Here is a 12,549-nt window from a genome sequence, read left to right on the forward strand (position 1 = left end):
GAAGATGGACGCCCCCCGAAGCGCCTCCGGCGCCTCCCCCCCCGGGGGGCGCCACCAGTGGCCCGGCAAAGCCGGTTCCACGGCGGCCCGCGAATGGAATCCTTTTGCCTTCATTCGCGGGCGCTTCCAGAAGTGGTGGCAAAGCAAGCTGCCGTTCACCGACAGCGTGTCGCTGACCCAGCGCAACGTGTACATCCTGCCCACGCGGCCTGGCCTGATGCTGGGCGTGACGCTGCTGGTGCTGCTGGTGGCTTCCATCAACTACCAGCTCAACCTGGGCTACCTGCTGACGTTCCTGCTGGCCGGCAGTGCTCTGGTCGGCATGCACGTCTGCCACGGCACGTTGCGCGGTCTTGCTATGAATTTAGTAGCGCCTCCCGCTCACTACGCGGGTGCTACCGCCGCATTTGATGTAAAACTCATGAACGCCAGGCGTACCGCGCGCCATGGCATCGGGCTGAGCGTGCTGAACCCACACGATGTGGACACCAAAAAGGACGCCAAAAAGGGCGGGGAGCAGCACTGGGTGTGGACCGACGTGCCCGCGCAGGGCAGCAGCGTGGTGCAGGTGGCCTTCACGCCGCCGCGGCGGGGCTTGTACCGGCTGCCGACGCTGACCGCCGAAACCCGTTACCCGCTCGGCACCTTTCGCGTCTGGACGGTGTGGCGCCCGGCTGCCCAGATCCTGGTCTATCCGCAGCCCGAAGCCCACCCGCCACCGCTGCCGCCCGGCGAGCCCCGCTCCGGTGGCGCGACGGCGGCCTCACGGGCACAAAGCACGGGTGAATTCGATGGCGTACGCGGTTACCGCCGCGGCGACCCCATGAAACTGATCGTCTGGAAAAAAGCAGCCAAGGCCGATGAACAGGGCAACGGCCTGGTCGTGCGTGACACGCAGCAAGCCCAGCGGCATGAGCTCTGGCTGGACTTCATGAATGCGGGCTCTGCCGGTGTTGAACAAAAGCTTTCACGGCTGTGTGCCTGGGTGTTGATGGCCGACAAGCTCGCGCTGGACTATGGCTTGAGGTTGCCTTCGGTGGAGATCAAGCCTGCCAGTGGGGAGGCGCATAAACGGCTTTGCCTGGAGGCGTTGGCGGTATGTTGACGGTTTCTGGGTTTATCCGACCGGGGGGCTTTTTGCTGGGGACGGCTGGCCGGGGGTTGCCCGGCGGCAACTCACTTTCTTTTGCTTCGCCAAAAGAAAGTAAGCAAAGAAAAGGCGACCCTGCTGTTTGCGTCCCTGCGCTGCGCTTCGGGCAGCCTGTGGTGCTCGGTCCAGCCGGGGTCAAAAACAACTCGCCTGCGGCTCAAACAAGTTTTTGCCCTGATCCGTCTGGCCCTGCGCTCCTCGGCGCATACAGAAGGGGTGGGGTAAGGAATACCAACAGCCAACAGCCGAATAGCAGAACCCGAACACTTGAAGAAACAAGGACACGCCATGGCGTGTCCTTGTTGGTATTGGTCCCCGCTCCCGATTTCCCCTTGTGGATGCGCCGAGGAGCGCAGGCTCAGGCGGATCAGGGATCGCGATTGTCTGAGCCGAAGGCGAGTTCGAGCGAGACCCCGCCTGAGCCGAGCACCGCAGGTTGCCCCGTAGCGCAGCGAAGGGGACGCAGGAACCAGGGTCGCCTTTTCTTTGCTTACTTTCTTTTGGCGAAGCAAAAGAAAGTGAGTTGCCGCCGGCAACCCCGGCCCCGGAACTCAATCCACCTCAGCGCCCTTACAACAACGAGGCTTCGACAGGCCCAGCCCGAACGGGGACGGGAAGCCCCATGCTGACCCGCCTCCAAACCCTTCCCCGCGACGCCCGCGACACCCTGTTCCTGTTGCTGGTCATCGCCTGGGTGCTGCTGCCCCAGGTGGGCAACCTGCCGCTGTGGTGCAGCGCGCTGGCCAGTACCGTGCTGGTGTGGCGCGGCTGGCTGGCCGTGCAGGCCCGTCCGCTGCCGGGCAAGTGGTGGCTGCTGGCCCTGCTGGCCCTGACCATTGGCGCCACGCTGACGACGCACCGAACCTTGTTCGGCCGCGATGCAGGCGTGACCTTGCTGGTCGTGCTGCTCACGCTCAAGACCCTGGAGCTGCGGGCCCGGCGCGACGCCTTTGTGGTGTTCTTTCTCAGCTTCTTCTGCATGCTGAGCAACTTCTTTTATTCTCAGTCCCTGCTTACCGCCTTCAGCATGCTGCTAGGGTTGATGGGTCTGCTGACCGTGCTGGTCAATGCCCATTTGCCGGTGGGCAAACCGCCGCTGCTGCAAGCGGCCAAAACAGCAGGCTGGATGGCCCTGCTGGGCGCGCCCATCATGCTGGTGCTGTTTTTGCTGTTTCCGCGCCTGGCGCCTTTGTGGGGGGTGCCGAGCGATGCGATGACCGGCCGCAGCGGCCTGAGCCCCAGCATGCAGGTGGGCAGTATCGCCACTCTGGCACTGGACGACAGCGTAGCCATGCGCATCCGGTTTGAGGGCGGCAAGCCACCACCCCAGCAAGAGCTGTACTTCAGGGGGCCTGTGCTTTCAAACTTCGATGGGCGCAACTGGCAGCCGTTGCGCGCGTTCCTGCCATCGCGTTATGCCCTGCCTGCTAACCTCGAAGTGGCTGGTGCGCCTGTCAACTATGAAGTGACGCTTGCCCCCAATAATCAACCATGGATCTTCGTGATGGAGGCGGCCCCGCAAAGCCCCGACTTGCCCGGATACCGCAATACCATGGAGGCCGATCTCCAGTGGTTCACCAACCGGCCTGTCACCGACCTGGTGCGCTACAAGGCCCAGAGCTATCCGATCTTCAGGCATGGGCCGCGTCAGCAGGTGATCGGCCTGCAGGAATTTGTAGCGCTGCCGGCCGGCTTTAATCCCCGCACGCTGGCGCTCGCAGCCGAGATTCGCCGCGACCCGCGTTATGCGGTGGCAAATACCCGTACGCTGGTGCAAGTTGCGCTGGAACGGCTGCGCACCGGGGGCTACGTTTACACGCTGGAGCCCGGTGTGTACGGGCAACACACCGCCGACGAATTCTGGTTTGACCGCAAGGAAGGTTTTTGCGAACACATCGCCTCGGCCTTTGTCATCCTGATGCGCGCCCTCGACATCCCGGCGCGCATCGTCACCGGCTACCAGGGCGGCGAGCTCAACAGCGTCGACGGCTACTGGGTGGTGCGGCAAAGCGACGCGCATGCCTGGGCCGAAGTCTGGCAGGCCGGTGAAGGCTGGGTGCGCGTAGACCCAACCTCAGCAGTGGCGCCGGGACGCACAGGGGCGTTCCAGCGCCTGGCCGCACCGCAAGGCGTGGTGGCGCAAGCCCTGGGCAACTTCAGCCCGACCTTGACTGCGCAGCTGCGCGCCACCTGGGAGGCCGTGAACAACGGCTGGAACCAGTGGGTGCTGAACTACACCCAAGGCAAACAACTCAATTTGCTGAAAGACATCGGCTTTGAGTCCCCCAGCTGGGAAGACCTGAGCTATGTGCTGATCGGTATCGTGGTGTTGGCCGCCCTGGTCGGCGCGGCCTGGACGCTGTGGGACCGTGCGCAGCACGATCCCTGGCTGCGCCTGCTGGCCCGCACGCGCAAGCGGCTGGAAAAGGCCGGCCTTCACAGCACGCCCGCCACCTCGCCCCGCCAGCTGGCGCAGGAGGTGCTGGGCCGCTACGGCAAGCAAGGCGAGGCCCTGCATGACTGGTTGATGCGCCTGGAGCACCTGCGCTACGCCGCCGTGCCGGCAAGCGGCGGTAAAGCGGCGCTGCAGCTTCATGCGCTCAGGCAGGAGTTCGACCGGCTCGCCTGGCCCGCTTAAAATCGGCTCAGCCCTCCCCGCTCACTCCTCGTCATTCGATCACTCCTTCATGCGCCTCCAACGTTTCGGATTTGCTCTCTTTTTGATAGCTGCTTGCGCAGTATCTGCCTGGTCTGGCGAGGGAAATAACATCAAAAAACGCGTGGCCGCCAAATCGGCCCCGGCGCAAGGGCCGCTGTATTCCACCCGCCCCGAAGCCATGCAGTTTGCCGACGACATGGCCGCACGCCGCGACCTGGACCCCGACTGGGTGCGCGATGCGATCGGCCAGTCGCGTTACAACGCCACCGTGGTGCGGCTGATGCAGCCGCCAGCCAAGACCTTTGTCAAAAACTGGCGCGTCTACCGCAGCCGCTTCATCGACCCGGTGCGCATCGAGGCCGGCAGGCGCTTCTGGCTGGAAAACCAGCAGACACTGGAGCGTGCCGAAAAGGAATACGGCGTACCCGCCGAAATCATCGTCGGCATCATCGGCGTGGAAACCATCTACGGCCGCGACACCGGCAGTTTTCGCGTGATGGATGCCCTGACCACGCTGGCCTTCGATTTCCCTGCCAACCATCCGCGCGCCAAAGAGCGCAGCGAATTCTTCAAGGGAGAAATTGAACAGTTCCTGACGCTGCAACACCGGCTTGAGGCCAGCCCTTTCGACGCACGCGGAAGCTTCGCCGGCGCCATGGGTATGCCGCAGTTCATGCCTTCCAGCCGGGTCAAATACGCGGTGGACTTCGACGGCGACGGCAATATCGATCTGTCGGGCAGCCCGGCCGACGTGATCGGCTCAGTCGCGAGTTATTTCAAGGCCTTCAACTGGCAGCCGGGCATGCCCACGCATTACCCCGTGAGCTTCGACAAAAGCCGGCTCGACATGGACGCCCTGATGGCGCCGGACATCCTGCCTACATTCGGTGTTGAAAGCTTCACGGCCAAGGGTGCTGTCCTGGAAGGCCCTGCGCTGCAGCACACCGGGCCGCTCGCGCTGGTGGAGCTGCTCAACGGCCCGGACGCGCCGCAATACATTGCGGGCACCGAAAACTTCTACGCCATTACCCGCTACAACTGGAGCAGTTATTACGCGATGGCGGTGATTGAGCTGGGGCGGGAAGTGGCGGCGCGGGTCAGGCAGTAGGCACCCACCGGCCGGCCTGTGCCGTCCGTTCGGCCAGACGGTTGGCGCGAGGCCGCGTCAACCCCATTCACCGTCCTCCCGCCACTGAATATCCGTTTTCCTGAGCAGGTGAGAAGTCAGCACAACCCGCCCCTGTTTCAGGGTGTCATTTTCAAGTTTCACCTTCACTAAATATTCATGGACGTTATCGTCTTGCAGGGGACGCATTCCGCTACCGTCGAATTCATGAACATCTCGCACTTCCAGAAGTTCGCCGCCTTGCCCCCTGGCCCAGGCAGCCAGCCCTCTTTTATCTGCGTTTCGGCTCCAGATCCACAAGACCATCATGCAGATGACAACCGCCACCGGAACAACCCATGATTTCATTGGAGCGTCTCCCTTTGAGGTTGTAATTTTGAGGCCCAACGTTGGCGCTCACCATGGGCCGGAGGATCGGATGGAAATCCCGGTGCATGGCAGGATGCCACGAAAGCGCCCAGATAGCCAACAAATTCAGGACAGTGCGGCCCTGCGGCAGTACAACTGACGCCGGTGCCAATGACGCCAAGCGCCAATGATGGCCGCCGGTAAGGATGAAGTAACCTGGTGCGCAGCAGGCGAAGCACGCAGTTGCACGAAGATCAAGGCCCCTTGCCAGAGGGCCAGCGATACCCCAGCACCGTAACCAACGGGTAGGCGTTTTCACACACCTGGTCCAGCTGGTTGCCGCCCAGCAGGTACACATTCGTTTCATCTGCGCGAAGAAAAAAACCCACGTGGCCCTTCCAGCCGCCCGGATCTTCCCGCGACAACACGACAACGCAGCCGGGCACCGGCCCACCGAGCGGCTCACCCCATTCCAGCCAGGAACGCGCCAGCGCAGACCCGGTGCCGGGAATGCCGACCTGTGCCAAAGCCCAATTCACGAATGATGAACACCACGACGCCTTGTCGTCATAGCCGCGAATGTTGGTGTGGGCGTGGTACTCGGTCACTCTGGGGTTGCTTTGGCCGGCAGGGAACGTGCGCACGCCGACTTCGGCAAAGGCGATGGGCATCCAGGGTGCGTGCATAGAAATCAAAACTGGCTCAGACCGTAACCTTGATCTCGCCCGCTAGCTGTGGAGTGACTCTTGGCCCAAAGCTCTGGATGTTTGCCAGGGTCGCCGTATGGTGGGCCGAAATCTGTGCCGCAGTGAGGATTCCGTTGTCCACGGTGGAGTGGCCATCCGAAACCAGCGTGACCGGATAGCCGAGAGCCAGGGCGCGCCGGGTCGTTGTGTCTACGCAAAAGTCGCTTTGCATACCGCAGATGATCAGCTTTTTGATTTCACGCTCCTGCAGCAGCGCGTGCAGCTCCGTATTGTGGAACGAGTCGGTCGCCTTCTTCCGCAGGCGGATATCGGTTGGCTGGGTGTCCAGGCCATCGGCGAGTTTCCACCCTTCAGTGCCATATTCCAGTGGATCATCCGGCGCCTCGTGCTGGATCAGGATGACGGGAGCTCCCGCGGCGCGGGCCATGGCAGACACCTGGTTGATTCTGTCGATGACGCGCCGGCTTTCAAAGGCCCCGCTCTCGCCGGAGCAAAGAGCCTTCTGAACGTCGATGATAAGGAGGGCAGTTGTCGTCATGGATTAAGGTCTGATGTTGATGTGCTGGAGGAAAGGGGAAATTCAGCCCGCCACAATTTGCAGGCTCGACCAGTGTTTAGTTTGCATCGCCGGAGCCACGCTGTTGCATCGCCTCCTGCCACAGCCTGGCGAGCTCCCCCGGGCGATCGGGGTGGGTTTCGTACACGGCAACGCCTGGCGGAATCACCACCCAGGAAAGCGCGCTTTTTGTCCAGAGGTGCGCAACAGGCTCAAACTCCCGCGCGTTGTGCAATGTGCCGGGCAGCAACGCCGCCATGGTCGGCTTGTCGGCCGGTTCCGCCCACAACCGGGTATCGCAATCAACACACACTTTCGCCCTGCGTTGGCGCCCGTTTCCCATGTCAAACGTCAGGAGCTGCGGGCTTCCCTGCGTGACCTCCAGCGCCGAGCGGTCAACCCACATGGCCAGCCGCATGCTACTGCCGGAGCGCCGCTGGCAGTCTGTGCAATGACACGCGTAGAACGTCAGCGGATGCGCAGTCAGCTGGTACTGCACCTTTGCGCAAAGGCAGCTGCCGGTCCATGGCGGTTTTGATTCCGGGTAACGCATTTTTAGCCTGACGTTGAAATCAATCGGCAGCCAACAAGCATGCAAAGCAGGCTGGCCGAACATTCGTGCCTACCAAGCTGGCAAATTGCGTCATGCGCCGCTCCAGCCCCAAGTACCCACCGCAGTCAGCCCTCACGTGAAGCTCGATCTTCGTCGGGTTCACTGCAAACAAACCTGACACCCGTGACGCCGCGAATGCTGGGGACAGCAATCAATGTAATCGGTGTCGCCAGCGTGGTCTCCTGGATTCCTGCCCAGGCACCGTTCTCCCAAATGGAAATTGCTTCCAGTTGATCAAGCTCCGCGTTGTAGCTGGCCGAGCCAATCACATCGCTCCCCTCGATGCGCAGCGTAATGACCGGCTCCGTCATTGCATCCGTGACATCCGCGGTGTTCAAGACCGGGCACTGCCACGTCTCATCTTCCACCTCGCCCTCCAGTCCGGCCTCCCAGGCCCACAACCAAATGGGATGATTCTTGGCGTCCTGCAGCGAGATATCGTCCAGCGCCTTCGGCGTTCCAAATTCGAATTTCATGAATTTTGTTCTTGTGGGCAGGTGTTTGAGATGAGTGGTTGAGCTTCAGACCGGTTGACTCTTGGAGGTGTACTTCAGGCGTGACGGATTCCAGAAGGCAAACTGGCTCCCGTTTCTTGCAATCTCCAGCGCGGAGGCTCCCCCTAAATCTTCCATGACTTCCGACACCTCGCTCTCGTCACCCAGATCGTCGAACTCGACGGCAAACGCTCTCTCGACCACATCTTCGTAGTGCTTCATGGTGTTCTCCATTGCAACTTCTTCAGCGATTGGGCCTGCAATACGATGCGTGTGGATGTCCTGGTCTATTGCAAACGTTTTGATGCGCCAGGTCTCGTTTTCCGAGAACCACCACTGAACCGTGTCGAAGTGATCACCTTCAGCATCATGCTCAACGTTGCCGACATAGGAGCTTTGAACCGTGAGCTGGAAGACAAGCAATTTGTTCATGATGGATTCCAATATTCAATACAAACAGGCCACCGAGGGCGGCTGAAATGATCGACCGTTAAGGGAAGGAGGGTTCGATCATACGGAATGCCCAGGAAGACCAGCAGCAGGCGGACCTTGCCGGCATTGCCAGAAGTTTCGCGATCGTAAAGGTGAAGCATATGCGCGTTGCGGCACTCAACGTTGGCGTTATGCGGCGAATGGCATTCTCAGCTCACATTTCCCAGTTGAACCTGCCGGTGACTGAGCGATTCGGCAGCTTCAAGATGCCCTCACTACCGCGAACTGAAAGCTCAAAGTCTGGCGGCAGCTTGCTGTCCCCGGGATTCCTGTAGCGAACGAGCAGGATTTTTGCCTTCACGTCAAATGCCACGACGACCAGATGCGGCGGCCGAAGCATCGGACTCGAGCCCGCCCCAGGCGCGGCAAACGACACACCAGCCAGAACTGGGCGCTCCTGTTGCCCTACTTCAAAGTCCAGAACGTAGCCAGCACTTTCGAACGACAAGGAGCCGGTGGCGAATGCAACACTGCTTGCGGCGGTGGCGAGGGCGGCGATAGCAAAAGCAGGACGCACCATTAATCTCTGGACGGAATAGCGACCGCGCCCAGGCAAAGCCGTCCACAAGGCGCCCGCCCGGTGGAAGGATCAGGCAACATCTGCAAGCCGTGACGGCGAGAGCTCAAGGGCCAGGTACCTGGTACCGGGGACGGGATTGAAGGTAACGGGCGCCGCAGGTTGAAAACCCAGGGACTCGTAGATGCGCTGTGCGGCAGAAAACTCAGGCAAGACATCGAGGCAGATGCGGGAGTAGCCCGCAGCCCGCGCTTCATCGAGGATACGTTCGATGAGCCGGCGGCCAAGGCTTTCGCCTCTCGCATCCGGCCGCACGTAGACGCGCTTCATTTCGCAGGTGGTTGCGTCAACGCGGCGAAGCGCGGCACAGCCAACGACAGCCGGCCCCTTCCATGCGAGAAGCAGGCGACCATCGGGCGCGGCGTACTTTCCGGGTAACGCAGCGAATTCCGCCTCGTAATTCTGGAAGGCAAGGCTTACGCTTGGACTGGCGACGTACTCCCGAAGGATGGCTACGACATGCTCAAGGTCATCGGGGAAGGTTGCGGGCTTGATATCGGTCATCTGAGAAGCCTAACGTTTGACATGAGGGGCGGCCGCAAGTGGGCGAAGCCTGCTTGTGGACGTCCCCTCGATGGAAGGGTTAGGCCGCATTCGTTGTGGCCGCAGTTGACTCGGACTCTGACGACTCCAGCTCAGGAGGGTAGTGATACCAGGCTTCATGCGGAGACAGTTCGCTGCAGGCAAGACACTGGGTCTTCGTCCACTTGTATGCGCAACCCGGGCAAACGCCTCGAGTCCAAAACGTATTCCAAACGGTCCCACAAGACGGCATGCATTCCCATCTGTCTTCTGAGCGTGGCCTCCACTCGCATACTGGACAGTAGATTTCCGCCTTGTCGTGCATTCGCACTCTCCCTCGAACCAAGTATTTCAACGGACTATGCCACAACCGCCTACGGCTTGCCCCGGAACCGGCGGAGGCGCTCGCGAGCTGCACGTACTTCGTCAGGCGTGCGCTGGCGAAACAGCCATTTTGCGGCTGCCACTACAGCGGCCACGAAGACGATTGTGATGAACAACCACGGTTCCATAATGCGGCCTAACGTTTGACATGAGCGGGGGCGAAGGCGATCCGCTCTTGATGGAATGGTTAGCCCTCATCGCTCACTTTTCGATGAGAACTGAATGCTGAGAGCGATCAGAGCGGCGGGAACCGCGAGAGCGAAATGAGCCGCCGCGACGCCTTTCGGGCCGAAAAGGTCTCCAGCAAAAGAGAAGAGAGAAGCCGCTCGACCTGAAGGAGACAAAGATCCCGGGTGGGCCCATTCGTAAGTACCGCAGCCCAGACAGACGAACGTTATGCCCCAAGCGATTGCGAGCCCCGCCCAGCGAGGCAATCCTTGGGAAGAACCGATGGGCAGGTTCATGAGGGCTAACGTGCGTGTGACCGGCGCCCAAGGTCAGGTGCGACCAAAGGGAGCAGACTCACTTGGGCGTCCGTGTCGACTAGCGGGTTATGTGGCGTCCTATCCACGTGCAACTCCAACCAGGGCCGTGACCAAGAAGGCACCCGCCAGTGACACACAGCCTATGTTGAGGCTCGTGCGCAGGCTCGAATAAGCCACAAGATCGACTAACCCCCGAACAAAGGTGACTAGGGTGATGAAAAATGCAGCAATGCCTGTGATCACAATTGCTCCGAGCAACAACGCTCCGTCGCCGTGAACGTTCCAAAGATGTCCTTGGCCTGAGCCCACCATTCCCACAATCACAAAGGCCAAGGGAACTAGGGCCGGCGCAACCAAGCGTATCCTCGGAAACTCGCTTGGATCTGGTGGGACGCAGCGATACCTCATGTGCTCAAGCCATATAGCGTCGGCGCTGTACGGCACGCAGCACGCGCCGCGAAGCGGCATTCTGACGCTGCTTGTCCGCGACGAGCACCCTGTTAGATTGAATTTCTTTTCCTGAGCTTGTGAAGTGCATAGCCAGTGAATCCTTGATGTATGAAACCGAATAGTGCCATGAGAGGTATCCACGCGGCAAAGTATTGGGGCAAAGCCAGTAGCAGCATCAGGCAAGCCAACAGGCCCGCTCCAAACGTTAAGTCGCGCCAAGCAAACCATCGCGCAAATGCTTCAATGCCTTCAGGCGGGCGCGAAATCCATTGATGTGTAAGTTCAACGCGGCCTTTGACTCCCATCTGATAGGCGCGCCAGAGAAGAAATGACGCCATACCAACAGGCAGGACCAGAAATACTAAAACCGTGAGCGCGTACATCTGAAAATCTAACGTTGGCGCTGCCCGGCACACAACCTGCGCCGCAAAGCGGCAGCCTTGGGTTGCGTGTCCGTGCCGAGCAACGGGTTAAATGGCTCAGTAGGCAGGAAGAAGAATGACTGCACCAACACACACCACCATTTCTGGAAAAAACTGAAATACCGCGCGCCAATGCCGCTTGTATGCAAACCAGAAAAACGATCCGAAGGCAACGACAAAGCCCAAAAACAGGACCTCCGCAGAAAAATGATAGACGATGAAATTGAAGGTTGCAGCGGCGAACCCTTTGTCGTCCAGAAAGTTTGGGCGGTCAAAGAAATACGCCGACCACGGCAAGAAAATCAGACCGAAACACACGAGGGCCGTGCTGACGCGGAACCGAAATCGCGGGAGCGTTTGAACTTGCGAGGTTGCCATTTAACGTTCCGCATCACCCGCGCGCGCCGCTGTTGCGCGCGTCGGCGTGGATGCGGCGGTTAGGCGTGACGTTTCTATCCTCCGCGAACACGAAGAATTCTCACATTCGCCTTCATTTCGGAGGGCCTACGCCGCCGTCACGTGCCTTGAGGTGGCGGGCAAGAAACTCGAAAACCCGTTTGCGCGACTCGTCCGCGACCTTGGCGTCGTAAGCGAAGAGCACCCCCTCGGGGGAACTTCCAATCTGACGGACGCGCCGGGGCGGGCTGGATTTGGGTTGGTCCCAAGCGTGGCCGGTATTAGGGAACACATGCCATTCGACCGGTGCGCCGGATTCCTGGAGCTTTTGAAGTCGGGGCAGGCATTCCCGCGGGTCGCCGTCTTCATCCAGCTCGCCGAGGAGTGACAGGAGCGGCGCATCGCTGTCCGGCAGCACGAACGTCGCGCCGAATTCCCGGCTGAAGCACTGGCCGTAAACCGCGACGGTGGCGGCGAAGCGCTGCACGGAATACCTCGCGGCGGTTCCCTTGCTCGCAAGCAAATGCGCGACCCGTCCGCCCTGCGAAAACCCCATCGCGGCGACACGGGAGGTATCTACGAAATCAAACTTGCCCAGATGCCGTAGCGCTTCATAGGCGTCCCGAACGCGGACTGGTAGAGGAGCGAAACCCGGACGAATGACGAAGCAGGTACCTTCCTGGGGAATCCCTCTTTGTTTCCAGCTATCCACGACGAAGGCGACGTAGCCCTCTTCCAGCGCCCGGCTCACCCAGTAACGCATGTGCTGGGGATCAAAATCGACCGCCGCGCACGTGTGCAATAGAAGCAGCGCGGGGAACGGACCATTGCCTTTCGGCTTGAAGATGGCCATCCGAGAAGCGTTGGTAAAGGAGCCAAATTCCTCCACTGTGTCCGGAAACTTCAACCCCATGACGGAGTACGCTTGGAGGCAGAGTTGCCGGGGTCGCTCGTCTGCCACGGCCTCGCAGCGCGCCTTTTGCTCCGGAGTCGGCTCAACAAACTCGACCGCATCGGCGTTCGGCGAAAATCCAAACGAGGAAACGAATCCGAGTACGAGCAGGAACGAAATGACCGATCTCATGTGACACTAGAACTATTCATACACGCCTAACGTCGGAGATGACCGGCGACCAAGGAACAGGAGCGGCGTAGCCGCGGACGCCCT

Annotated in this window: 14 protein-coding genes; 3 read left to right on the plus strand and 11 right to left on the minus strand. The window is 60.6% G+C overall.

What is annotated here, in order from left to right; translation table 11 throughout:
- Positions 1-4 precede the first annotated feature (4 nt).
- The 3 genes from ACXJKE_RS01995 to mltB all read left to right on the plus strand — a co-directional run bounded on the left by ACXJKE_RS01995 (position 5) and on the right by mltB (position 4,917).
- A complete protein-coding gene (locus ACXJKE_RS01995) occupies positions 5-1,105 on the plus strand; it encodes a DUF58 domain-containing protein (protein ID WP_457278893.1) in 1,101 nt (366 codons plus the stop codon).
- 667 nt (positions 1,106-1,772) lie between these two features.
- Complete coding sequence (locus ACXJKE_RS02000; RefSeq protein ID WP_457278894.1) at positions 1,773-3,788, plus strand: transglutaminase family protein; 2,016 nt, start codon at positions 1,773-1,775, stop codon at positions 3,786-3,788.
- 49 nt (positions 3,789-3,837) lie between these two features.
- On the plus strand, positions 3,838-4,917 hold the full coding sequence (gene mltB, locus ACXJKE_RS02005; RefSeq protein ID WP_457278895.1) for a lytic murein transglycosylase B: 1,080 nt from the start codon (positions 3,838-3,840) through the stop codon (positions 4,915-4,917).
- Between the two features lie 57 nt (positions 4,918-4,974).
- On the opposite strand, the gene ACXJKE_RS02010 is transcribed toward mltB, so the two are convergent.
- The 11 genes from ACXJKE_RS02010 to ACXJKE_RS02060 form a co-directional block, all read right to left on the minus strand.
- Positions 4,975-5,283, minus strand: a complete 309-nt coding sequence (locus ACXJKE_RS02010) for a hypothetical protein (RefSeq protein WP_457278896.1) — start codon at positions 5,281-5,283, stop codon at positions 4,975-4,977.
- Between the two features lie 254 nt (positions 5,284-5,537).
- The gene (locus ACXJKE_RS02015; protein ID WP_457278897.1) at positions 5,538-5,969 is read right to left on the minus strand and encodes a TIGR02594 family protein; all 432 of its coding nucleotides are present in this window, start codon (positions 5,967-5,969) and stop codon (positions 5,538-5,540) included.
- A 16-nt stretch (positions 5,970-5,985) separates the two neighbouring features.
- Complete coding sequence (locus ACXJKE_RS02020; RefSeq protein ID WP_457278898.1) at positions 5,986-6,528, minus strand: cysteine hydrolase family protein; 543 nt, start codon at positions 6,526-6,528, stop codon at positions 5,986-5,988.
- A 76-nt stretch (positions 6,529-6,604) separates the two neighbouring features.
- The gene (locus ACXJKE_RS02025; RefSeq protein WP_457278899.1) at positions 6,605-7,162 is read right to left on the minus strand and encodes a GFA family protein; all 558 of its coding nucleotides are present in this window, start codon (positions 7,160-7,162) and stop codon (positions 6,605-6,607) included.
- 62 nt (positions 7,163-7,224) lie between these two features.
- On the minus strand, positions 7,225-7,635 hold the full coding sequence (locus ACXJKE_RS02030; RefSeq protein WP_457278900.1) for a hypothetical protein: 411 nt from the start codon (positions 7,633-7,635) through the stop codon (positions 7,225-7,227).
- A gap of 45 nt (positions 7,636-7,680) precedes the next feature.
- On the minus strand, positions 7,681-8,085 hold the full coding sequence (locus ACXJKE_RS02035) for a hypothetical protein (RefSeq protein WP_457278901.1): 405 nt from the start codon (positions 8,083-8,085) through the stop codon (positions 7,681-7,683).
- A gap of 214 nt (positions 8,086-8,299) precedes the next feature.
- Complete coding sequence (locus ACXJKE_RS02040) at positions 8,300-8,662, minus strand: hypothetical protein (protein ID WP_457278902.1); 363 nt, start codon at positions 8,660-8,662, stop codon at positions 8,300-8,302.
- Positions 8,663-8,734: 72 nt separating this feature from the next.
- Complete coding sequence (locus tag ACXJKE_RS02045; RefSeq protein ID WP_457278903.1) at positions 8,735-9,226, minus strand: GNAT family N-acetyltransferase; 492 nt, start codon at positions 9,224-9,226, stop codon at positions 8,735-8,737.
- A gap of 1,387 nt (positions 9,227-10,613) precedes the next feature.
- Positions 10,614-10,946 (minus strand): hypothetical protein, encoded by a 333-nt coding sequence (locus tag ACXJKE_RS02050; RefSeq protein WP_457278904.1) that lies wholly within the window; start codon positions 10,944-10,946, stop codon positions 10,614-10,616.
- Positions 10,947-11,042: 96 nt separating this feature from the next.
- A complete protein-coding gene (locus ACXJKE_RS02055) occupies positions 11,043-11,363 on the minus strand; it encodes a hypothetical protein (protein ID WP_457278905.1) in 321 nt (106 codons plus the stop codon).
- 112 nt (positions 11,364-11,475) lie between these two features.
- Positions 11,476-12,465: a dienelactone hydrolase family protein gene (locus ACXJKE_RS02060; protein ID WP_457278906.1), complete on the minus strand. Its 990-nt coding sequence runs from the start codon at positions 12,463-12,465 to the stop codon at positions 11,476-11,478.
- Between the last annotated feature and the right edge of the window lie 84 nt (positions 12,466-12,549).

The sequence above is a fragment of the Polaromonas sp. P5_D5 genome, from assembly GCF_054049435.1.